The organism is Bisbaumannia pacifica (assembly GCF_007989625.1).
GTDB classification, from domain to species: Bacteria; Pseudomonadota; Gammaproteobacteria; order Pseudomonadales; family Halomonadaceae; genus Bisbaumannia; species Bisbaumannia pacifica.
Window position 1 is genome coordinate 1 of the sequence record NZ_BJUK01000051.1, and the last position, 21,014, is coordinate 21,014.

The 21,014-nt window shown below is 69.3% G+C and carries 21 protein-coding genes; 2 read left to right on the forward strand and 19 right to left on the reverse strand.

Translation table 11 applies throughout. The features are described from left to right. Window positions 1-162: 162 nt before the first annotated feature. The 16 genes from HPA02_RS15685 to HPA02_RS15760 form a co-directional block, all read right to left on the reverse strand. Window positions 163-972: a sulfurtransferase gene (locus HPA02_RS15685; RefSeq protein ID WP_146804153.1), complete on the reverse strand. Its 810-nt coding sequence runs from the start codon at window positions 970-972 to the stop codon at window positions 163-165. Then, window positions 969-3,173, reverse strand: a complete 2,205-nt coding sequence (locus HPA02_RS15690) for an ATP-dependent helicase (RefSeq protein ID WP_146804154.1) — start codon at window positions 3,171-3,173, stop codon at window positions 969-971. The genes HPA02_RS15685 and HPA02_RS15690 overlap by 4 nt, the downstream gene beginning before the upstream one ends. Further along, the gene (locus HPA02_RS15695; protein WP_146804155.1) at window positions 3,164-3,730 is read right to left on the reverse strand and encodes a DUF1285 domain-containing protein; all 567 of its coding nucleotides are present in this window, start codon (window positions 3,728-3,730) and stop codon (window positions 3,164-3,166) included. Before HPA02_RS15695 ends, HPA02_RS15690 begins: the two co-directional genes overlap by 10 nt. Before the next feature lie 21 nt (window positions 3,731-3,751). Next, entirely contained in the window at window positions 3,752-4,597 is an 846-nt protein-coding gene (locus HPA02_RS15700; protein ID WP_146804156.1) for a TatD family hydrolase, read from the reverse strand. Between the two features lie 81 nt (window positions 4,598-4,678). Further along, window positions 4,679-5,014 carry a PilZ domain-containing protein gene (locus HPA02_RS15705; protein WP_146804157.1) on the reverse strand — a complete coding sequence of 112 codons (336 nt, stop codon included), beginning with the start codon at window positions 5,012-5,014 and terminating at the stop codon, window positions 4,679-4,681. Between the two features lie 23 nt (window positions 5,015-5,037). Continuing rightward, window positions 5,038-6,027, reverse strand: coding sequence for a DNA polymerase III subunit delta' (locus tag HPA02_RS15710; RefSeq protein ID WP_146804158.1), 990 nt, complete (start codon window positions 6,025-6,027; stop codon window positions 5,038-5,040). Next, window positions 6,018-6,671: a dTMP kinase gene (gene tmk / locus HPA02_RS15715; RefSeq protein ID WP_146804159.1), complete on the reverse strand. Its 654-nt coding sequence runs from the start codon at window positions 6,669-6,671 to the stop codon at window positions 6,018-6,020. Before tmk ends, HPA02_RS15710 begins: the two co-directional genes overlap by 10 nt. A gap of 30 nt (window positions 6,672-6,701) precedes the next feature. Next, on the reverse strand, window positions 6,702-7,703 hold the full coding sequence (gene mltG, locus HPA02_RS15720; protein WP_146804160.1) for an endolytic transglycosylase MltG: 1,002 nt from the start codon (window positions 7,701-7,703) through the stop codon (window positions 6,702-6,704). A gap of 27 nt (window positions 7,704-7,730) precedes the next feature. Further along, the gene (gene pabC / locus HPA02_RS15725) at window positions 7,731-8,531 is read right to left on the reverse strand and encodes an aminodeoxychorismate lyase (RefSeq protein WP_146804161.1); all 801 of its coding nucleotides are present in this window, start codon (window positions 8,529-8,531) and stop codon (window positions 7,731-7,733) included. An 8-nt stretch (window positions 8,532-8,539) separates the two neighbouring features. Further along, window positions 8,540-9,778, reverse strand: coding sequence for a beta-ketoacyl-ACP synthase II (gene fabF, locus HPA02_RS15730; protein ID WP_146804162.1), 1,239 nt, complete (start codon window positions 9,776-9,778; stop codon window positions 8,540-8,542). A gap of 227 nt (window positions 9,779-10,005) precedes the next feature. Continuing rightward, window positions 10,006-10,239, reverse strand: a complete 234-nt coding sequence (gene acpP, locus HPA02_RS15735) for an acyl carrier protein (RefSeq protein ID WP_016414620.1) — start codon at window positions 10,237-10,239, stop codon at window positions 10,006-10,008. Window positions 10,240-10,362: 123 nt separating this feature from the next. Next, window positions 10,363-11,106 (reverse strand): 3-oxoacyl-ACP reductase FabG, encoded by a 744-nt coding sequence (gene fabG / locus HPA02_RS15740; RefSeq protein WP_146804163.1) that lies wholly within the window; start codon window positions 11,104-11,106, stop codon window positions 10,363-10,365. Window positions 11,107-11,145: 39 nt separating this feature from the next. Next, window positions 11,146-12,096, reverse strand: coding sequence for an ACP S-malonyltransferase (gene fabD, locus HPA02_RS15745; protein ID WP_146804164.1), 951 nt, complete (start codon window positions 12,094-12,096; stop codon window positions 11,146-11,148). Window positions 12,097-12,128: 32 nt separating this feature from the next. Beyond that, window positions 12,129-13,211: a phosphate acyltransferase PlsX gene (plsX, locus tag HPA02_RS15750; RefSeq protein ID WP_146804165.1), complete on the reverse strand. Its 1,083-nt coding sequence runs from the start codon at window positions 13,209-13,211 to the stop codon at window positions 12,129-12,131. Window positions 13,212-13,247: 36 nt separating this feature from the next. Further along, window positions 13,248-13,418 (reverse strand): 50S ribosomal protein L32, encoded by a 171-nt coding sequence (gene rpmF, locus HPA02_RS15755; RefSeq protein WP_023005526.1) that lies wholly within the window; start codon window positions 13,416-13,418, stop codon window positions 13,248-13,250. 34 nt (window positions 13,419-13,452) lie between these two features. Beyond that, a complete protein-coding gene (locus HPA02_RS15760) occupies window positions 13,453-13,980 on the reverse strand; it encodes a YceD family protein (RefSeq protein WP_146804166.1) in 528 nt (175 codons plus the stop codon). Between the two features lie 115 nt (window positions 13,981-14,095). On the opposite strand from HPA02_RS15760, the gene HPA02_RS15765 reads away from it, so the two are divergent. After that, entirely contained in the window at window positions 14,096-14,677 is a 582-nt protein-coding gene (locus HPA02_RS15765) for a Maf family protein (protein ID WP_146804167.1), read from the forward strand. A 106-nt stretch (window positions 14,678-14,783) separates the two neighbouring features. On the opposite strand, the gene sppA is transcribed toward HPA02_RS15765, so the two are convergent. From sppA to rluC, 3 genes are read right to left on the reverse strand one after another with little or no spacing between them, the layout of a single operon-like run. Beyond that, window positions 14,784-15,854, reverse strand: a complete 1,071-nt coding sequence (gene sppA, locus HPA02_RS15770; RefSeq protein WP_146804168.1) for a signal peptide peptidase SppA — start codon at window positions 15,852-15,854, stop codon at window positions 14,784-14,786. Window positions 15,855-15,879: 25 nt separating this feature from the next. After that, window positions 15,880-16,530, reverse strand: coding sequence for an HAD family hydrolase (locus HPA02_RS15775; protein WP_146804169.1), 651 nt, complete (start codon window positions 16,528-16,530; stop codon window positions 15,880-15,882). 12 nt (window positions 16,531-16,542) lie between these two features. Next, window positions 16,543-17,490, reverse strand: a complete 948-nt coding sequence (rluC, locus tag HPA02_RS15780) for a 23S rRNA pseudouridine(955/2504/2580) synthase RluC (protein WP_146804170.1) — start codon at window positions 17,488-17,490, stop codon at window positions 16,543-16,545. Window positions 17,491-18,063: 573 nt separating this feature from the next. Between rluC and rne the strand changes: the two genes are divergently transcribed. Then, window positions 18,064-21,014, forward strand: a 2,951-nt coding sequence (rne, locus tag HPA02_RS15785; protein WP_146804171.1) for a ribonuclease E, incomplete at its 3' end; no start/stop codon positions are given.

Sequence of the window (21,014 nt, forward strand, 5' to 3'; positions counted from 1 at the left end):
CAATATGTAAGGCGGAAGACGGCACAGGATAGCCGTCAGCGGACGGGGCGGTTCGCTTAGCACCGGGGGTTCGTCCCGGCGCTAAGCGAGTCCCCTGTTCCGAGGCCCGCCGACGCCGAGTGCAACGCCTCCCTGGCCAACACCCAGGGAGGCGTTGCCTTATCAGCGCTCGATGGGCCGCTGGGGATCGCGGATCCAGTCGCTCCAGGAGCCCGCGTAGAGGCGCGGCAGGGGTCGCCCGGCCACGGCGTAGGCGAGAATAGTGTGACAGGCGGTGACCCCGGAGCCACAGTAGGCCACCTCGGCCTCGGGGAGCTCCCGGGCCAGCACCGCGGCGGGCCGGAAGCGCCCCTCGGCGGTCAGATTGGCGGCACTGGGGTGACAGCGGGCCCCGGGGATATGCCCCGCCACCGGGTCGATGGGCTCCTCCTCGCCGCGAAAGCGCGCCTCGGCCCGGGCATCCACCAGACTCGGCGACTCGGCCCGAAGGTCTTCCGCCGTGACCCAGGCGCCATCATCGAAAGACGGCGTCCAATCGCTTGGCTCGAGCGTCGGCGCCTCGGTGTCCAGAGCGCCCGCTTCCGCCTGCCAGGCGGCCAGACCACCATCCAGCACCCGCACCTCGGGATGGCCCGCCCAGCGGGCCAGCATCCACCAGGCCCGGGCCGCCGCCAACTGCCCGCCCATATCGTCATAGAGCACCACGGGAACCCCGGGAGCGATCCCCAGCCGTTGCAGGCTGGCCGTAAAGGCCTCGCGACTCGGCAGGGGGTGGCGTCCGCCCTCCCCCGGCGGCGCCGCCAGGTCACGATCCAGGTCCAGGTGCTGACTGCCCGGCAGGTGGCCCTGTCGCCACCGGTCGCGCCCCGCCTCGGGGTCGCCCAGGCGAGCGCGACAGTCGAGGATACGCAGCGGCGCCCCGATCGCGATCGCGTGGCGCAGCTGGTCGGTGGTAATCAGGGGATCGATCATGCGGGGACTCCGGGTAACCATTCGATGGGGGCACGACTGGCGATCAGGCGTCGCCGGCCGGCCTGGGTAAAGCGTACCTCGATCACCGGGTCCTGGGGTTCCCCCTCCACCACCAGCACCTCGCCCTCGCCGAAGACCGCGTGGCGCAGGCGCTGGCCGGGGCGCGGCGCCGCCTCACCCCGGTAATCGGCGGCAGGGCTGGCCACGCCGGCGGCCTCGACGGCCAGCGGCAGCTCGAGGCCCTGGCGACGCAGGTAGTCCGCCACCAGCGGCGCCGCGGTGACCGGCAGCGGCTCGGTGATCGCCTGGGGCGCCGCCAGCGCCTCGGCCAGGCGGTTACACTGAGCCCAGTGGGTCTCGGCCAGGAAGCGACTGGGCGGGTGTTCGCCGCCGTCGTGGAGCAGTAGCAGGCGCTCCCGGGCCCGGGTGATGGCCACGTAGTAGAGGCGCCGCTCCTCCTCCAGGCGCGCCTCGTCGAGGGGGTTGTCGCGGCTGTAGTGGGGAAAGTCCTCCTCGTTGGCGCCCCACAGGGCTACCAGGGGCCACTCCAGCCCCTTGGCGCCATGCACCGTGGTGATGAGCACCCCATCGTCGCGGTTCTCCACCGGGCTGCGCAACAGGGCGATAAAGGCCTCCGGGTCGCTGCCCAGTTCGGCGGCCTGCTCCACCAGCACGTCCAGCAGGCGCACGTCCTCCTCGCCCTTCTCGCGGCGCGCCGCGGCGCGCTTGAGCACCTTCTCGGCATCCAGACGCTCCACCACATGGGTCAAGAGGCGACCCGCCGGCCAGCGGCTGCGCTTGGGCAGATCGCAGAGCAGCTCCCAGCGCCGCTTGAGGTTGCGCCGCTGGATCGGCTTGAGGCCGGCCAGCAGCGGGTCATGGCGCTCCGGGTAGGCCTGGGTCTCGGCCAGGTGACGCACCAGGGCATGCAGGCGCTCGTGGGGCACGAAGGGGGTCGGCTGGGCGAATAGCAGGGCGAGGCGCTCGGGGTCATGCAGATGGCGCCCGTCCCGGGCCACCTCCAGGTAGCCGGCCAGGGCCTGCACCAGGGGTAGACGGAAGACGAAGCGATCCTCCCGGCTCAGCCGGAAGGGAATGCCGGCGCGCAGCAGCGCCAACTGCACCGGCACCGAGAGCGCCCAGCTGCGCACCAGCACGCAGGCCTGGTCGAGGCCACGCCCCCTACCCTGCCAGGCCGCCAGGGCCTCCACCAGGCGGGCGCTGCCCTGGGCCAGGTCGAGGCGGGTCCGCGGATTGTCCGGGGCCGCCAGGCAGAGCTGGTTCGGGCGGCGCCGGTTGGCGGCGATGGCGTGGTTGGCGGCCAGGGCCAGGGCATGGCCATGGCGGAAGGTGGTGGAGAGCGGATAGTCCCGGGCGGCGCCGAAGGTCGCGGTGAAGTCCTCGAGCATGGTGTCCGGATGGGCGCCCCGCCACTCGTAGATGCACTGATTGGCGTCGCCCACCGCCATCACCGCCGCCCGGTCGCCGGCCAGTATCGCCAGCAAGCGCTGCTGGGTGGCGTTGATGTCCTGGTACTCGTCGATGATCACCTCATCCAGGTAGCCCTGGACCCGGGCCTGGAGGCGCGGGTCCGCCGCCAGGGCCGTCAACGGCCGATAGAGCAGGTCGGCGTAGGTCATCTGGCCATGGTCGGCGAGGAGCTGCTCGGCGTGGCCATAGGCGGCGACGAAATGGCGTGTCTCGGGCCCCAGGGAAAGCCGCTCGTAGAGCCGCTCCGGGGCCACCAGCTCGGCCTTGACCAGTTCGCAGAAGTGACCGAAGGCCTCCAGGGTCTCGGGCTCCAGGGCACCCTCGACGTCGGTGCCCTCCCCCAGGGTCTGGAGGGTCGCCTGGCGCAGCAGGCGCTCGCGCTGCCACTCCTGGGTCAGCAGTTGGCGGGGCGCCAGCACGCCCCAGCGGGTCAGGCTCTGGGTCAGGCGGTGGCCCAGGGAGTGGAAGGTACGCACGTCCGGCAGCCGCTGGCCGGCCGGGGCATGGCGCATCAGCTTGGCGGTGAAGTCCTCCCGCGCCGAGCGGTTGAACATCAGCACCAGCACTCGCTCCGGCGGCACGCCCCGGGCCAGCAGCTCGAGCACCCGGGCCACCAGGGTGGTGGTCTTACCGGCCCCGGCCACCGCGGCGACCCGGGCATGCCCGCCCCGGTGGGCGACCACCGCGCGCTGCTCCTCGGTCAGTCGCATGCCACCTCGTTCCCGTCCGCATCGAGGCAGCCCAGGGGGTGCCAGTGACCGCCGCTGGCCAACCCCAGGGCCAGGGTCTCGCCACGCCGGCGATGCTCGGCGGCCTCCACCAGGCGGTAGAAGAGCGGCCGATTGAGGCGCCCACTCAGGCCGTGGCGCAGGGCCAGCTCCGGCACCCGGGCGCCGTCGGGGGTCCGGCTCAGGGTCAGGAGGTGGTCGCCGTCCAGGCGCACTCGCTCCCCGACCTGGGTGGTCAACCACCAGTCGCCGCCCTCGTCCCGATCGGCGTCGACGATCAGCAGCGGCCGATCCACCACCCGGATGCGCCACTTCTCCTCGGGGCTGACCAGGTAGTAGTGACCGTCCGCCTCGCGCCGCAGCACGCTGGCCAGCAACCGCACCAGGGGAGCTCGACGAATCGGCGCCCCCTCGTGGATCCAGTGGCCCTCGGCGTCGATGGTCAGATCCATGTCGCCACTCAGGGGCGGATCCCAGCGCTCCAGGGGCGGCATCGGCCCCAGGGGCGCCAGATGGGCCAGTAGGGGTTCCAGGGACATGCGGCGGCTCCTCTTACCGGACTAGATCAGCCCCGCCTGGGCCAACGACTGTCGCACCTCGGCGGGGGCCTCCGGGACGGCGGCGCGGAACAGTCGATAGAAGTTGGCGGTGGTCTGCATGGCCACCTCGTCGACGCTGATGCCGCGTTCGGCGGCGATCGCCTCGGCCACTTCCACCACCCACTGGGGCTCGTTGGGCTTGCCACGGTGGGGCACTGGGGCCAGGTAGGGGCTGTCGGTCTCGATCAGCAGCCGGTCCAGGGGGATACGCCGGGCCAGCTCGCGGATGGCGGTGGCGTTGCGGAAGGTGACGATACCGGAGAGCGACACATAGAAGCCATGGCGCACCGCCTCCCGGGCCATGTCCAGATCCTCGGTGAAGCAGTGCAGCACGCCGCCCACCGCCGGATCCACCTCGTCGCGGATCAGCGCCAGGGTATCCTCCCGGGCCTCCCGGGTATGGATGATCACCGGTAGCTCGAGCTCCCGGGCCGCCACCAGGTGACGACGGAAGCGCTCGAGCTGACGCTCCCGGGTGGGCACCTTCTCCGGGGTCTTGTCCAGGTAGTGGTAATCGAGGCCGGTCTCGCCGATGGCCACGGCGCCATAGCGCTCGGCGCACTCGACGATATCGCTCACCTCGGGCTCGCGCTCGACGCCGTGCAGCGGGTGCACCCCGGCGGAGATCACCACGTCGTCGTGGGCGCGGGCGATCTCGGCGATGCCTGGCACCTCGTCGAGGGTCACGGCGATGGCCAGGAACTGACGCACGTCGCGGGCCCGGGCGGCCGCTAGGGCGGCATTCAGGTCGCCGTCATGGGCGCTCAGGTCGAGGCGGTCGAGATGGCAGTGGGAATCAACAAACATGGGAGAAACACCGAAGAGAAAAATCCTATCGCGCCGACGATAAGCGGCGGGCGATAACCAATAATGACGCGCGTCTAGCGTCTAGAGCGTATAGGTCGGCGCGCCCTTGTCGAGCTGGCCAGCCAGGTGGGTCTCGATACGATTGCGTACCGCCTGATCCTCGGCGCGGAAGTGCACGCCGATGCCCGGCACCCGGCGGCCGCTGACCCCCGGCGGCGAGATCCATACCACCTGGCCGGTGACCGGCAGGCGCTCGCTCTCGCCGGGCAGGGTCAGCAGCAGGAAGACCTCCTGACCCAGTTCGTAGCGCTCCTTGGTGGGTACGAAGATGCCGCCCCGCTCCAGGGAAGGCATATAGGCCGACAGCAGGGTCGGCACATCATGAATCGTCAACGACAGGGCCTTCTGTCCACTCATGGCACGCCTCCGTCAGGAAAAGATCAGGAACGCAGCAGCGCCGACCAGCGAATCAACCAGGCCTCCAGGGCCAGCTGGGGGTTGGGGTTGCCACCGCTGGCCACCAGGCGCCGCTGTTCTCGAGCGTAGTCCAGCAGGCGGAACCAGTCCTGGACCCGGGCGTTCTTGACCGCCTGGCGATAGAGGGCTAGCAGGTCCGGGTTGCGCAGACGCCGCTCGTCTCCGGAGAGGCCGAAGCGAATCAGGTCCTCGAGCCAGTCGATACCATACCACAGCAGCTGCTCCAGCGGATGGCCGCCCAGCCGGCTGGCCTCCGCCACCGGCTCGGCGCCGCGCACCAGGGCGTCGAAGGCCTCGTGGAGGTCCTGGCGCAGGGTGCGGGACTCGGGGGCGGCCAGGGAGCGGGCCAGCAGGGGCGCGCCCCCCGCCACCCGCAACCAGAAGTCGGCCTGCTGCGGGTCGCCGAGCTCGCGACCCAGCCACTCCCGGGCCGGTGCCGGCGCCGGCAGGCCCAGGGCGAGCTGCTGGCAGCGGGACCGGATGGTCGGTAGGATCCGCGACGGCACCTCCGCCAGCAGGATAAAGAGGGTGCGCCCCCCCGGCTCCTCCAGGCTCTTGAGCAGGGCATTGGCGGCGGCCAGGTTCATGGCCTCCGCCGGGGCCAGCACGATCACCCGGTAGCCGCCCTGCTGGGCGGTCTGGGTGACGAAGGCGTTGACCTCGCGGATCGCATCGATACGGATCAGCCGGCTCTTCTCGGCGGGACTGACCCGCAGCAGGTCGGGATGGTAGCCGGAGGCCAGCATGGCGCAGCCGTGGCACTCGCCGCAGGCGACCTCTCCCGGCGACTGGCAGAGGCTACGCGCCACCAGGGCCTCGGCGAGGGCCTCGCCCCCCACCCCGGGCACGCCGGCCAGGAGCAGCGCATGAGGCAGGCGCCCGGCATCCTGACGGGCGACCAGCCCGCGCCAGAGCTCGTGCTGCCAGGGCAAGGGCCGGGGCATCAGCGCCATGCCGCCACCTCGGTTTCCAGGCGCGCGAGGATATCCGCCTGGACCCGCTCCAGGGGGCGAGCCGCGTCGATCACCGTGATGCGCCCGGGCTCCGCCTCGGCCCGCGCCAGGTAGCCGCGACGCACCCGCTCGAAGAAGGCACCGCGCTCCTGCTCGAAGCGGTCGCGCTCGCCGCCCTGGGCCGCCAGGCGGCTCGCCAGACGCGCCTGGGAGGCGGCTAGCGGCATATCCAGCAGCAGGGTCAGGTCGGGGCGCAGCTCGCCCTGCACCAGCCGCTCGAGGGTGGCGATCTGGGCGATATCGCCGCCGCGGCCGGCCCCCTGATAGGCGTAGGTGGCGTCGGTGAAGCGGTCGCAGAGCACCCAGGCGCCGCGCTCCAGGGCCGGGCGGATCTTGCGGGCCAGGTGCTGGGCCCGGGCGGCGAACACCAGCAGCAGCTCGGCGTCGTCGCACAGGGGGTCGTCGCCGTCGGCGCCCAGCAGCAGCTCGCGGATGCGCTCGGCGCCGGGGGTGCCGCCGGGCTCGCGGGTGGCCACCACCTCGATGCCCCGGGCCTCCAGCCAGGCGCGGATCAGGGCACCATTGGTGGTCTTGCCGACCCCCTCGCCGCCCTCCAGGGTGATAAAGCGTCCGCGCCTCGACATATGGGCTCCTTGGCTTGGCTGAGTGCGATGCTACCGGTTACGGATATAGCGGTTCACCGCGTTGTTGTGCTCGCGCAGGCTGCGCGAGAAGTGATGGGTGCCGTCGCCCCGGGCCACGAAATAGAGCGTCTCGCCGGGCAGCGGGTTCACCGCCGCCTCCAGGGCGGCACGCCCCGGCATGGCGATGGGGGTCGGCGGCATGCCATCGATCACATAGGTGTTGTAGGGGGTCGCCTCGCGCAGGTCGGCATAGGTGATACGCCCCTCGTAGCGCTCCCCCATGCCGTAGATCACGGTGGGGTCGGTCTGCAGCCGCATGCCCCGCTCCATGCGCCGCTTGAAGACGCCGGCGATCTCGCGTCGCTCCTCCGGCGCCCCGGTCTCCCGTTCGATCAGGGAGGCCATGATCAGCGCTTCATAAGGGGTCTCGATGGTCAGGTCGTCGACCCGCTCGGCCCATACCTCCTCGAGGATGGTCTCCATGCGACGGTGGGCCTGACGCAGGATCTCCAGGTCGCTGAGCCCCTTGTGGTAGCGATAGGTATCGGGAAAGAACCAACCCTCGGGGTGCTCCCCCTCGCGCCCCAGCAGGGCCATGACCTCGGCGTCGCTGAGCCCGGCGGTCTCGTGATCGAGCTTGGCGGCCTCGGCCAGGGCCTGGCGAAGCTGACGGAAGGTCCAGCCCTCGGGAATGGTCAGCGGGTAGGTCACCACCCGGTCGCTGCCCAGCAGGCCGATCAGCTCGCGACCGCTCATGCCCGGCTCGAGCATGTATTCCCCGACACGCAGCTGGGGCACGCTCTCCGGCTCCAGCCGGGTCAACAAGCGAAAGGCCCACTCGTCGGCGATGACCCCGTCGGCGGCGAGCTCCCCGATGACACGGTGATAGCCGGCCCCCCGGGGTACCTCGTAGAGGGTCGGCTCGTCGATGGCGATGGGCGCCGCGAGACGACTCTGCCAATAGTGGTGGCCTCCCGCCAGCAGGGCCGCGCCCAGCACCAGCAGGATCGCCAGGAGTTTCACCACACGCATGGAACAGTCCTCGAAGATAGGCGGAAATCAGGGGCCGGGATAACCCAGCAGGGGATGCGCCAGGGCCGGCAGCTCGTCCAGCGCGCCCCCCGGCGACCAGCGCCTGAGGCAGCGGCCGTCGGCGGCGTCGAGCCGGAGCAGCGGCCACACCCCCTGCACCGAGTTGAGCAGCCATACCGCCTCGGCTTCCTCCAACGCCTCGGGGCCGACACGCACCCGCTCGATCGGGTGGCGCTCGCTTAGCGCGGCCAGCAGGGTGCCGGCCACGCCGCAGCGGCTCAGGTCCGGCGTCTCGAGCCGGCCGTTCCGACGCCACACCAGGTTCATGCAGGTGGCCTCCACCAGCCGGCCGTCACTGTCGCAGAGCACTCCCTCGGCGATGGTCGGGTCCGACCACTCGCCGCGGGCCAGGACATTCTCCAGCCGATTGAGGTGCTTGAGCCCGGCCAGGGCCGGCTGAATGCCCAGGCGCAAGGCGCAGTGGCGCGCCCGCACCCCGGCCCAGCGTTCATGCCGGGGGGCGAAGTCGCCGAGCTGCCAGCGCAGCCGCGGGTGGGGCGTCTCGGGGGCCAGATAGCCGCGGCCGCCCCCGCCCCGGGTAACGATCAGCTTGAGCACCTTGAGGCCGTCCCCGGCTCGGGCCGGCAGCGCCTCCAGGTCCTCGGGCATGGCAAAGCCGAGCCGCTCGCAGCCGCGGGCCAGGCGCGCCAGGTGGGCCTCCCAGAGCAGCGGCCGGCCGTCGCGCACCAGCACCGTCTCGAAGAGGCCGTCGCCATAGGCGAGCCCCCGGTCATCCAGTGGCAGCGGAGCCTGGGCATCCTCCCACATGGACGATCCTAGACGCGGGTGAAGACCAGGGAGCCGTTGGTGCCGCCGAAGCCGAAGGAGTTGGACAGGGCCACCTCGATCCGCTTCTCCTGGGCACTCTGGGGCACATAGTTGAGCACGCAGCCCTCCTGGGGGTTATCCAGGTTGATGGTGGGCGGCGCCACCTGATCACGAATCGCCAGGATGCTGAACACCGCCTCTACCGCCCCGGCGGCACCCAGCAGGTGACCGATCATCGACTTGGTGGAGCTCACCGCCACCGACTTGGCGGCCTCGCCCATCACCTGCTCCACGGCGCGACTCTCGGCCAGGTCCCCGGCGGGGGTGGAGGTGCCGTGGGCATTGATATAGTCGATGCGCGAGGCGTCGATGCCGGCATCCAGGATGGCGTTGCGCATGGCGGCGGCCGCGCCACGGCCATCCTCCGGCGGCGCCGTCATATGGTAGGCGTCGTCGCTCATGCCGAACCCGGCCACCTCGGCATAGATGGTGGCCCCTCGCGCCTTGGCGTGCTCGTAGTCTTCCAGCACCAGCACCCCGGCGCCGTCGGAGAGCACGAAGCCATCGCGATCACGATCCCAAGGACGGCTGGCGGCCTGGGGGTCGTCGTTGCGGGTGGAGAGCGCCCGGGCCGCGGAGAAGCCGCCCAGCCCCAGGGGGGTGGTGGCCATCTCGGCGCCGCCACAGATCATCACGTCGGCGTCACCGTAGGCGATAGTGCGCGCCCCATAGCCGATGTTATGGGTGCCGGTGGTGCAGGCGGTGGTGATGGCGATATTCGGCCCCTGGAAACCGTGCTGGATGGCCAGGTTGCCAGAGATCATGTTGATGATGGAGCCCGGCACGAAGAAGGGCGAGATGCGCCGCGCACCGCCCTTGTTGAGGGCATTGTGGTTGTGCTCGATCATCGGCAGGCCACCGATGCCGGAGCCGATGGCCACGCCGATACGGTGAGCATTGGCCTCGTTGCACTCGATACCGGCATCCTCGATGGCCTGGGCCCCCGCGGCGATGCCGTACTGAATGAACAGGTCCATCTTGCGGGCGTCCTTGGGGTTCATGTAAGGACTCACATCGAAGTCCTTGACCGAGCCCCCGAAGCGGGTATTGAAACCGCTGACATCGAAGTGCTCGATGGGGGCGATCCCGCTCTTGCCGGCGACGATATTGTCCCAGCTCTCCTTGACGCTGTTACCTACGGGTGTCACCAGACCGAGCCCGGTCACCACGACCCTTCTACGAGGCATCTGCTTTCCTCCAGACGTGTTGGGTGGCACGGCCAAGACGCTACTACCGGCAGCGTGCCGCATCTGCGCGCATTATACCCGACCACGGCCCCGCATGGGATGGGGAGTCGTCGCCGAGGCGCGAGGAGAACACAAAAACGCGCGGGAGCCGCCCTGAACCAGGACGACTCCCGCGACGAAGCCTGACGGGGCTCCGTTACGCCGCGACGAAGGCGGCACACCCAGGCTTACTGGTGGGCGTTGACGTAGTCGATCGCTTCCTGAACGGTAGTGATCTTCTCGGCTTCTTCGTCGGGGATTTCGGTGTCGAATTCCTCTTCGAGCGCCATCACCAGTTCCACGGTGTCCAGGGAGTCGGCACCCAGGTCTTCGGTGAAGGAAGAGGTGTTCTGGATATCTTCTTCCTTGACGTTCAGGCGCTCGGCCACAACCTTCTTCACGCGCTCTTCGATAGTGCTCATTCTCAAGTCACTCCAATCGTTCAAATAAGCCGCACGGAACCCCGTACGAAATCCGCAAGCGAAGCTGCGGGGTAGTTTATAGACCACACCTGAGGGACGCAACAGATGCGTCCCCCGGATGGATCAGCGCATATTCATCCCGCCGTTGACCTGCAGGGTCTCGCCGGTGATATAGCCCGCCGCCTCGCTAGTCAGGAAACCCACGGCGGCGGCGATCTCCTCGGGCTGGCCGAGCCGGCCGAGGGGAATCTGGGTGAGCAGGGCCTCATGCTGTGCCTCGGGCAGGGCCTCGGTCATGTCGGTGGCGATAAAGCCCGGCGCCACCGAGTTGACGGTGATGGCACGGCTCGCCACTTCGCGGGCCAGGGCACGGGCGAAGCCCTCCATGCCGGCCTTGGCGGCGGCATAGTTGGCCTGCCCCAGGTTGCCCATGGTGGCCACCACCGAGCTGATATTGACGATACGACCGAAGCGCGCCTTGGTCATGCCGCGCAGGCACGCCTTGCTGACTCGATAGACGGACTTGAGGTTGGCGTCCATCACCGCGTCCCACTCGTCTTCCTTCATGCGCATCAGCAGGTTATCGCGAGTGATCCCGGCGTTATTGACCAGGATGGTGGGCGCCCCATAGGTCTCGTTGATCGCCTTGATCACCGCCTCGACGCTGGCCGGGTCGGTGACGTCCAGGCACATGCCGGTGCCTTCGATGCCCTGAGCCTTCAGGTCGGCGGCGATCTTCTCGGCGCCCGCCTCGCTGGTGGCGGTGCCGATCACGACGCGCCCCTGGCGGCCCAGCTCATGGGCGATGGCGCGGCCAATGCCACGACTGGCACCGGTAACCAGGGCGATTCTGCGTTCGCTCGTCATAGTCAGTCCTGAAAAAGTTTGAGTCCTTGTGATGGGGTATCAGCCGGCCAGCTCACGGGCCAGCTCGAGGGCCGTTTCCAGGCTATCCGGATCATTGATGGCCACCCCCTTGCTGCCCCGCACGATGCGCTTGCCGAGACCGGTCAGCACCTTGCCCGGGCCACACTCCACGAACAGCTCGGCGCCTTCGCCGGCCATCGCCTCGACGCACTCGGTCCAGCGCACCGGGCGATAGAGCTGCTCCACCAGGCGAGTGCGCAGGGTATCGATGTCGCCATGGGCCCGGGCATCCACGTTCTGCACCACGGTATAACGCGGCGCGCGCAGCTCGATGGCCTGCATGGCCGCGGCCAGCCGCTCGGCGGCGGGACGCATCAGCTCGCAGTGGGAAGGTACCGACACCGGCAACGGCAGGGCGCGCTTGGCCCCGGCCTCCTGACACAGGGCGATGGCTCGATCCACCGCACCCTTGGCCCCGGCGATCACCACCTGACCGGGCGCATTATAGTTGACCGCGGCCACCACGCCAGCGTCGGCGGCCTCCCGGCAGGCCGCCTCCACGGCGGCATTCTCCAGGCCCAGCACCGCGGCCATGGCGCCCTCGCCGGCAGGCACGGCGTCCTGCATCGCCTCGCCACGCAGGCGCACCAGCTTGATGCCCTCGGCGAAGGTCATCACGCCGGCACACACCATGGCGCTGTATTCCCCCAGGCTGTGCCCCGCCATGGCACCGGGGCGCGGCCCCTCCAGCTCCTGCCAGACGCGCCAGGTGGCGACACTCGACGCCAGCAGCGCCGGCTGGGTGCAGGCAGTGGCATTCAGGGCCTCGGCGGGACCGTCCTGCACCACATGCCAGAGGTCGTAGCCGAGGGCCTCCGAGGCCTCCTCGAAGGTGGTACGTACCACGCTGTAGCGCTCGGCCAGCTCCCGCAGCATGCCGACCTGCTGGGAACCCTGCCCAGGGAAGACGAGGGCCAAGGATTGGGTCATGACTATCACCTTTGCGTATTTTATTCGTCGATTCAGCGGATTCCGATCCCGCTATCGTCTCGGTCGCCCGCGGCCGAGACGATAGCCGACCCTCCACCCGGAGCGGTCGAGCCACCCAGGGCCTGCTCCAGATGCCCCGGCAACTTCCGACGCCCCTCTTCGACGGCCCGCGCCACGGCATAGGCGAAGCCTTCGGCACTGGCCCCGCCGTGACTCTTGACCACGATGCCCTTCAGGCCCAGCAGGCTGGCCCCATTGTAGCGCACCGGGTCGAGCTCGCTCTTGAGCCGGCGCAGGGCGGGGCGCGCCAGGGTCGCCACCAGACGCCCGCTCCAGCGCGTCTCGAAGACCCGCTGCACCCGCTCCACCAGCAGCCGGGCCAACCCCTCGCTGGCCTTGAGCACGGCGTTGCCAACGAAGCCGTCGCAGACCACCACATCGACCTCGCCGGCGAAGATATCGCCACCCTCGACGAAGCCGCGGTAGTCCAGCCCCGCCCAGTCGCGCAGGCGGGCATCCGCCTCACGCACGCTGGCCGGCCCCTTGGTGCCCTCCACCCCGACGTTGAGCAACGCCACCCGGGGCGCGGCCAGCCCATCGATACGGCGCGCCATGGCCTCGCCGAGGCGGGCGAAATCGACCAGCCGCGCCGCCGACGCATCCACGTTGGCGCCCAGATCGAGGAGGTAACAATGCCCGCCACGCCGCGTCGGTATGGCGGTACTGATGGCGGGCCGCGGAATCCCCGCCACCATGCCCAGCTCGCGCCGCGCCAGGGCCATCAGGGCCCCGGTATTGCCGGCACTGACCCCGGCATCGGCTCGCCCCCGGGCCACGCACTCCAACATCATGGCCATACTGGTGTCGCGAGGCGCACGCAGGGCCGCCGAAGGCCGCATGGCCTGATCGATTTCATGGGGAGAGTGACAGAGGGTAAGGCGAGCGCCATGTCGGGCCAACCGCCTGGGCAAGGCGTCGAGTTCGACGGCGAGCCGCTGTTCGGGGCCGAACAGGAAAATATCGAGGGCGGGATTGGCCGCCAGGGCCAGGGCCGCCCCCTGCACGGTGGCACGGGGACCCAGGTCCCCGCCCATCGCATCGATGGCGAGTCTCACGCCCGGATGTCGAGCGTCGCCAAGGATGACGCCGACTTAAGCGTCGACGACCTTGCGGCCACGGTAGAAGCCGTCCGGGGAGACGTGGTGGCGCAGGTGAGTGGTGCCGGTTTCCTTGTCCTGGGACAGGGCCGGGGCGCTCAGGGCGTCGTGGCTACGACGCATGCCGCGCTTGGAACGGGTCTTGCGGTTCTGTTGGACAGCCATGGGTGTATCACTCCAGAGTGCTTCGTCAATGAAATCAGTGTTTGCCTTTCAGGGTGCGCAGCACCTCGAAAGGACTGGCAGCAGGCTTTTCCGAGGCCTCGGAGTCCGCCCCGCTGGTCAGCTGGTCGCGAGAGACGCGACACTGCGTCTCATCGTGGTAAACCACCTGCGGTAGGCTAAGGAGGAGTTCATCCTCGACCACCGTCAGGAGGTTCAGCTGTTCGTTCTCCACCAAGACCGGCTCGAGATAGCCGGGCAGGTTCGCCGCCTGGGCGTCGCTGCTGACCACCCCCAGCTGGAAATGGCTCTCGACCCGGCTCGCCATCGGCGCCAGGCAGCGCCGACACGGCAGGCTGACCTCGGCCTCGAGCCAGCCTTCGATGGTGCGTCGACCCTGAGGATCGATGGCGAAGTCGAGGCGCACCTGGCAGTGCCCCGGCTGGGGCCCCGCCTCATCCACCAAACGCGACAAGGCATCCAGCGCCAGCTGGCCCTGGAGGCTTTCGCCATTGGCGGCCAGCCGGTGCGGCTCGACCTGTCGGGGGAGTTGAGTCTTGGACATAGGCGCGCAATGATAGGCACTCCCCCCGCCCCTGTCAAAGCGCGTATTGCCGCGAGTCGGGCCTTGGCGCTCGATTCGCCCTGGGGCGGTCATCCCCCACCGCGATGGAGCCCCTATGACACGCCTGGTTCTGGCCTCGCAATCCCGCTGGCGTCGCCAGCTGCTCGACCGCCTGCGGCTCCCTTACGCCTGGGCCAGCCCCGATATCGACGAGACACCGCGCCCCGGCGAATCGCCCCAGGCCCTGGTGCATCGCCTGTCGCTGGCCAAGGCCAGCCGCCTGGCCGACGACTACCCGAGCCACCTGATCATCGGCTCCGACCAGGTCGCCCTGTTCGACGGCGAGATCCTCGGCAAGCCCGCCGACGAGGCCGCCGCCCGGGCGCAGCTGGCGCGCTTCTCCGGCCATCGCGTGCGTTTTCTCACCGGCCTGGCCCTGCTCGACACCGCCGCCGGCCGCCACTGGGTCTGCCACGAGCCCTTCGACGTGCACTTCCGCCGCCTCGACGAGGCGGAGATCGCCACCTATGTCGAGCGCGAGCGCCCCCTGGAGTGCGCCGGCAGCTTCCGCATGGAAGGCCTGGGCATCACCCTCTTCGAACGCCTGGAGGGCGACGACCCCAATAGCCTGATCGGCCTGCCGCTGATTCGCCTCTGCGCCCTGCTGCGCGAAGCGGGCCTGGATCCGCTCAGCTAAAGCTGGATAGCGGCCTATATAACACCGCCGCCGAAGCCTTGCCTCGGCGGCGGTTTTTCTTCCAGCGTCAAGCTTATCGCTTCAAGCTCCAGGCCAGTCCGGGCGGTTAGTGGAGCTGATAGCGCAGCGGCGACCGGGTGGTGGGCAGGCCGACCCACTCGGCGGCGACGCGACCGAAGTGACGGGTCAGGCGCTCGAAGGGATCCAGTCGCGGGGTATAGTCCTGCATCCGCTCGATGCCCATCTCGCGGGCCAGGCCATCGAGGCTCTGCAAGCCATCCACCAGCCCCAGCTCGAGGCCTTGCTCGCCGCTCCATACCAGGCCGGAGAAGAGTTGCGGGTCGTCACTCAGGCGCGCGCCACGCCCCTCACGCACCGCCTCGATAAACTGCTCATGGGTGATCTCCAGCACCTCCTGCCAGAAGCGCGCCTGCTCCGGGGCGATGGCCGAGAAGGGGTCGAGGAAGGCCTTGTTGTCGCCGGCGGCAAAGACCCGACGCTCCACGCCGAGCCGCTCGATGGCCTCCTCCAGCCCGAAGCTGGCGAAGATCACCCCGATGGAGCCCACCAGGCTGGCCGGCGACGCATAGATCTCGTCGGCACCGGCGGCAATATAGTAGGCCCCGCTGGCGCCGATATCCTCGATCACCGCATAGATCGGCTTGTCGCCCTGCTCACCCAGGCGGCGAATCTCCTCGTAGATGCGCTGGGACTGCACCGGGCTCCCCCCGGGGCTGTCGATATGCAGCACCACCGCCGCCGCGGACTCCGCCCGCCAGGCCCGATTGAGCCCCTCGATGATGCGCTCGGCGCTGGCCGGTGACTCGCTGTCGATCACCCCCTTGACCTCCACCACTCCCAGGTGGCGCTCGGCGACCGGTGCCGGCTGGCCGGCGACGAAGAGCCCATAGAGGGTGGTGCCCAGGGAAGCGAGGATCAGCGCCGCGAAGAAGAAGCGGAAGAACAGCGTCCAGCGCCGCGAGCGGCGCTGCTCCGCCAGCACCCCGCCCACCCAGCGGTCGAGCATCTCCACCTGGGCCAGGCGCTGGCGCTCGCGTAGGGTCTCGGCATCCTCGCCGGAAGCCCCCTCACTCTCGGCGCCCGCCTGCCGAGGCGTCTCGCCGGGCTGGATTTCCGGGCCCTGGGTCCAGCGATCGCTGGGCTTGTCATCGCTCATGGCATCCTGCTCCTCAGTCCACGACTCACTGGTGCAACCAATCGATCAACGCCTCGAACCGCTCGGCCACGAAAGTGGGCCGGCTCGCCGCCAGCCGCTCCGGGGCATGCACCCCATAGGTAACCGCGACACGATCCATGTCCAGGGCCCGGGCCATCTCCAGGTCATACTCGGTATCGCCCACCATCAACGCCTCCTCCACCGGCACCGCCAGCTCCTCCAGCAGCTCCTCGAGCATCAGCGGATGGGGCTTGGAGCGGGTCTCGTCGGCGGTGCGGCTGGCATGAAACCAGGCGCCGCTGCCGTTGGCGGCGAATACCCGGTTCAGGCCGCGACGACTCTTGCCGGTGGCCACCGCCAGGCGCTGCTCGGAACGCCCGCGCAGCCGTGCGATGCCCTCCTCCACCCCGGGGAAGAACGCCATGGGGGTGTGGTCGGCGGCGACGAAGTGGTGGGTATAGCGCTCGCGCAGCCGCTCGGCCTGCTCCGGCGCGATGCCCGGGCACATCCTGGCGATCGCCTCCGGCAGCCCCAGGCCGATGATATCGCGAACGCTCTCGGCGGGAAGCTCTCCCCAGCCGGCATCCCGGGCCGCCGCCTGCATGCAGCCGACGATGCGCGACTCCGAGTCCATCAGGGTGCCGTCCCAGTCGAAAATAATCAGTCGATAACGCATGAGTTCCTCGGTTCAGGAGAGGGTGCGAGCCCGGCGCAACACCGTCTCCAGTTCGTCCCCCAGGGGCGCCTTGATCTGCACCGGGCGCCCGCTGGTGGGCTCGGGAAAGGTCAGGGCGGCGGCATGCAGGAAGAGCCGCCCCAGGCCCAGGCGCCGCGCCAGCACCGCCCCCTCCCGGGAACCGTACTTGTCATCGCCCAGCAGCGGATGGCCGGCATGGGCGGCATGCACGCGGATCTGGTGGGTGCGCCCGGTGACCGGTTCGGCCTCCACTAGGGTCGCACCGGCGAAGGCCTCGCGCACCGCGAAGCGGGTCCGCGACACCTTGCCCTCCGGGTCGACCCGCACCCGGCGCTCGCCGTTGCCCGCCTCGTAGCGGTCGAGGCGCGCGCTGACGAAGTCGCGTCGCGCCGGCCAGCGCCCGGCCACCAGCGCCAGGTACTGCTTGTCCATCTGGCGCTGCTTGAGGGCGTTGTTGAGGGAGAGCAGCGCCGGGCGCGACTTGGCCAGCAGCAGGCAGCCGGAGGTATCGCGATCCAGGCGATGCACCAGCTCCAGGAAGTCGAGATCCTCGCGCACCTGACGCAGCGCCTCGATCAGGCCGATCTTGACCCCGCTGCCGCCATGCACGGCGAGTCCCGAGGGCTTGTTGATCACCAGCCAGTCACGCCCCTCCAGCAACACGTTGCCGGCCAGCAGGTTGCGCAGGCTCTCGCTGACCTCGCGCACCGCCTCCTCGGGGGCCAGGCGCAGCGGCGGAATGCGCACCACGTCGCCCAGGGCCAGGCGGTAGTCCGCCTTGACCCGCTTCTTGTTGACCCGAACCTCGCCCTTGCGCACGATGCGATAGACCAGGGTCTTGGGGGCCCCCTTGAGACGGGTGCGCAGGAAATTATCGATGCGCTGACCCACCTGGCCCTCGGCGACTTCCACCCACTGCACCTCGCGCCCTTCGGCCATGCACTCTACTCCTGTCGAACCCGTGGAAAAGCCCTAGTCTACCGCACTCCCGGGCCGCTGAGGTCAATTGCTGCACCCACCCATTGCTGTTATATTCCGAAGTCGCTCAGATGGGCGACAAGCGCCCGGCGATTGCGCCTGCCTCATTGACACGCAGGCCCGAGCGACGGACCGAGTGACCGCGATACTCGCCTCGGCGAGATCACGGCGCCGACAGCGAAAGAACAGAATTGCAACGCCACGCCCGCCCCGGCCGTTCACTTCCTGGCATGGAATGGCGACCGGGCACGGGAGTTAACAACAGCGTGCCGAAGGCCGGCGTTGGCGAATCGATGAATGCCAGGTGTTGGTGGTGACCGCGGAACCGGATGAGACGACCTCACCGAGACATGTTCCGCCTCCACCCCGTACTCAACATGGTCATGCCGTACCGGCGGCGCTACAAGGCTCCGGATATGGCCGGGCGCACACGCATCCGCGACATGCGCTGAGCACAAGCACGCTGCACCCAGCGGTTCGTCGACGCCGTTGCTCGAGGGCTGCCTACCGGCACGCCCCAACTAGCGAGACGACATGAAACGGATGCTCATCAACGCGACCCAGCCGGAAGAGCTGCGCGTCGCCCTGGTCGATGGACAACGCCTCTACGACCTGGACATCGAATCCGGTGCCCGGGAACAGAAGAAAGCCAATATCTACCGCGGCAAGATCACCCGCGTCGAACCCTCCCTGGAAGCCGCCTTCGTCGACTTCGGCGCCGAGCGCCACGGCTTCCTGCCCCTCAAGGAAATCTCCCGCGACTACTTTATCAAGGAGCCGTCCGGCCGCCCCAGCATCAAGGAGGTGCTGAAGGAGGGTCAGGAGGTGATCGTCCAGGTCGACAAGGAGGAGCGCGGCAACAAGGGCGCCGCCCTGACCACCTTTATCTCCCTGGCCGGCCGCTTCCTGGTGCTGATGCCCAACAACCCCCGGGCCGGCGGCATCTCGCGGCGCATCGAAGGCGAGGAACGCAGCCAGCTCAAGGAGGCCATGGGCCAGCTGACGATGCCGGAGAAGATGGGCGTGATCGTGCGCACCGCCGGTATCGGCCGCTCCGCCGAGGAGCTGCAGTGGGACCTGGACTACCTGGTGCAGGTGTGGGAATCGATCACCGAGGAGGCCGGCAAGCGCCCCGCCCCCTTCCTGATCTACCGCGAGTCCAACGTCATCATCCGCGCCATGCGCGACTACCTGCGCCAGGACATCGGCGAGGTGCTGATCGACAGCGAGGCGATTCACCAGGAAGCGCTGGGCTTTATCCGCCAGGTGATGCCCTCCTACCAGCAGAAGATCAAGCTCTACGCCGACGAGGTGCCGCTGTTCTCGCGCTTCCAGATCGAGTCGCAGATCGAGACCGCCTATGAGCGGGAAGTGAAGCTGCCCTCCGGCGGCTCCATCGTCATCGACCACACCGAGGCGCTGGTCTCCATCGATATCAACTCCGCCCGGGCCACCCGTGGCAGCGATATCGAGGAGACCGCCCTGCAGACCAACAGCGAGGCCGCCGACGAGATCGCCCGCCAGCTGCGCCTGCGGGATATCGGCGGCCTGGTGGTGATCGACTTTATCGACATGAGCCCGGCGCGCAACCAGCGCGAGGTCGAGAACCGCATGCGCGACGCCCTCAAGCTGGACCGCGCCCGGGTGCAGATCGGCCGCATCTCGCGCTTCGGCCTGATGGAGATGTCGCGCCAGCGCCTGCGCCCGTCCCTGGGCGAGACCAGCGGCGTGGTCTGTCCGCGCTGTAACGGCCAGGGCACCATCCGCGACGTACGCTCCCTGTCGCTCTCCATCATGCGCCTGATCGAAGAAGAGGCCATGAAGGAGCGCAGCGCCCAGATCCGCGCCATCCTGCCGGTGCCGGTGGCCACCTACCTGCTCAACGAGAAGCGCCGGGTGCTGGCGGATATCGAACGCCGCCAGGGGGTCCAGGTGGTGCTGCTGCCCAGCCCGGAGATGGACACTCCCCACTACGACGTCCAGCGCCTGCGCGACGACCACCTGAGCGAACAGGACGACAGCGACAAATCGAGCTTCGAACTTTCCACCGACACCGAGGTGGGCAAGGAGCCGGATCCCTCCTTCGAGAAGCCGGCGCCCCGGGCCGAGGCCGCGGTCAAGAGCGTGACCCATAACGCCCCAGCGCCGGCCTCCCTGCGCGAGGAGCCCAGCACCCCGGAGCCGGCCAAGCCCCAGGCGCAACCGGCCTCCCAGGCTCCGTCGAAGCCCCAGGCGGCGCCCCCCGCCGACGGCGGCGGCCTGATTTCCCGCCTGGTCAAGGGGCTGGGCAAGCTGCTGGGCGGCGAGGCCGAGAGCCGCGATGCCGGCCAGACCAAGCCACCGGCCAAGCGTGACGACGCCCAGGCCCGTCAGGACAGTCGCGGCGATCGCCAGGGCCGCGGTGGCAATCGCCGCGGTCGCCAGGGCCAGGAGAGCCGTCAGCCCCGAGAAGGTCGTCAGGCGCAGGACGGTCGTCAGGAGCGCCGCCAGGACGATAACCGCCGCCAGGCTCAGGACGGCGACAACCGCCGCGACGAAGGTCGCCGGGATAACCGCCGCGGCGGTCGTGGCGATAGCGACTCACGCCAGGACAACCGGGGCGGCCGTGGCCGCAACCGCCAGGACGACAACCGTCGCCAGGGGGGCGATAGCAAGCCCGGCCGCGACGCCGGCAAGCCGGAGGCCAAGAGCGAGGCCGCCAAGACGGCACCCCGCGCTCAGGAGAAGGCCCAGGACAAGCCTCAGGAGAAGGCCGAGGCCAGCGGCGAGCCCAAGCGCATCCGCAACAACCCGCGCCAGCGCACCCGTCAGCATGCCATCAACCCCCAGGCCGAGGCCGAACAGCAGAAGCTGCTCGCCCAGGCCCAGCAGGAAGGTGAGCAGGCCGAAGCCACGCCCGAGGTAAAGCAAGAGACCAAATCCCAAGACGCTAAGCCCGAGGCCAAAGCCGAAGCCAAGCAGCCGGAAGCCAAGCCCGAGGCCGAAGCTAAGCAGCCGGAAGCCAAGGCCCAGGACGCCAAGCCCAAGGCAAAAGCCGAGACCAAGCCCGAGGTGAAGCAAGAGGCCAAGCCCGAGGCCGAAGCCGAAGCCAAGCAGCCGGAAGCCAAGCCCGAGGCTAAAGCCGAAGCTAAGCAGCCGGAAGCCAAGGCCCAGGACGCCAAGCCCGAGGCAAAAGCCGAGACCAAGCCCGAGGTGAAGCAAGAGGCCAAGCCCGAGGCAAAAGCCGAAGCTAAGCCTGAGACAAAAGCCGAAGCCAAGCCCGAGGCCAAAGCCGAAGCCAAGCAGCCGGAAGCCAAGGCCCAGGACGCCAAGCCCGAGGCCAAAGCCGAAGCCAAGCAGCCGGAAGCCAAGGCCCAGGACGCTAAGCCCGAGGCTAAAGCCGAAGCCAAGCAGCCGGAAGCCAAGCAGCCGGAAGCCAAGCCCGAGGCCGAAGCCGAAACTAAGCAGCCGGAAGCCAAGGCCGAGGCCAAAGCCGAAGCCAAGCA

Excerpts from the sequence above, each read along its gene's own strand:
- HPA02_RS15695 (WP_146804155.1), bottom strand. The coding sequence starts at position 3,730 with ATGTCCCTGGAACCCCTACTGGCCCATCTGGCGCCCCTGGGGCCGATG.
- HPA02_RS15775 (WP_146804169.1), bottom strand. The coding sequence starts at position 16,530 with ATGCGTTATCGACTGATTATTTTCGACTGGGACGGCACCCTGATGGAC.
- fabG (WP_146804163.1), bottom strand. The coding sequence starts at position 11,106 with ATGACGAGCGAACGCAGAATCGCCCTGGTTACCGGTGCCAGTCGTGGC.
- tmk (WP_146804159.1), bottom strand. The coding sequence starts at position 6,671 with ATGTCGAGGCGCGGACGCTTTATCACCCTGGAGGGCGGCGAGGGGGTC.
- mltG (WP_146804160.1), bottom strand. The coding sequence starts at position 7,703 with ATGCGTGTGGTGAAACTCCTGGCGATCCTGCTGGTGCTGGGCGCGGCC.
- rluC (WP_146804170.1), bottom strand. The coding sequence starts at position 17,490 with ATGGCCGAAGGGCGCGAGGTGCAGTGGGTGGAAGTCGCCGAGGGCCAG.
- sppA (WP_146804168.1), bottom strand. The coding sequence starts at position 15,854 with ATGAGCGATGACAAGCCCAGCGATCGCTGGACCCAGGGCCCGGAAATC.
- acpP (WP_016414620.1), bottom strand. The coding sequence starts at position 10,239 with ATGAGCACTATCGAAGAGCGCGTGAAGAAGGTTGTGGCCGAGCGCCTG.
- HPA02_RS15710 (WP_146804158.1), bottom strand. The coding sequence starts at position 6,027 with ATGGCGCTGATGCCCCGGCCCTTGCCCTGGCAGCACGAGCTCTGGCGC.
- HPA02_RS15765 (WP_146804167.1), top strand. The coding sequence starts at position 14,096 with ATGACACGCCTGGTTCTGGCCTCGCAATCCCGCTGGCGTCGCCAGCTG.
- fabF (WP_146804162.1), bottom strand. The coding sequence starts at position 9,778 with ATGCCTCGTAGAAGGGTCGTGGTGACCGGGCTCGGTCTGGTGACACCC.
- HPA02_RS15685 (WP_146804153.1), bottom strand. The coding sequence starts at position 972 with ATGATCGATCCCCTGATTACCACCGACCAGCTGCGCCACGCGATCGCG.
- HPA02_RS15760 (WP_146804166.1), bottom strand. The coding sequence starts at position 13,980 with ATGTCCAAGACTCAACTCCCCCGACAGGTCGAGCCGCACCGGCTGGCC.
- HPA02_RS15690 (WP_146804154.1), bottom strand. The coding sequence starts at position 3,173 with ATGCGACTGACCGAGGAGCAGCGCGCGGTGGTCGCCCACCGGGGCGGG.
- HPA02_RS15705 (WP_146804157.1), bottom strand. The coding sequence starts at position 5,014 with ATGAGTGGACAGAAGGCCCTGTCGTTGACGATTCATGATGTGCCGACC.
- fabD (WP_146804164.1), bottom strand. The coding sequence starts at position 12,096 with ATGACCCAATCCTTGGCCCTCGTCTTCCCTGGGCAGGGTTCCCAGCAG.
- rpmF (WP_023005526.1), bottom strand. The coding sequence starts at position 13,418 with ATGGCTGTCCAACAGAACCGCAAGACCCGTTCCAAGCGCGGCATGCGT.
- HPA02_RS15700 (WP_146804156.1), bottom strand. The coding sequence starts at position 4,597 with ATGTTTGTTGATTCCCACTGCCATCTCGACCGCCTCGACCTGAGCGCC.
- pabC (WP_146804161.1), bottom strand. The coding sequence starts at position 8,531 with ATGTGGGAGGATGCCCAGGCTCCGCTGCCACTGGATGACCGGGGGCTC.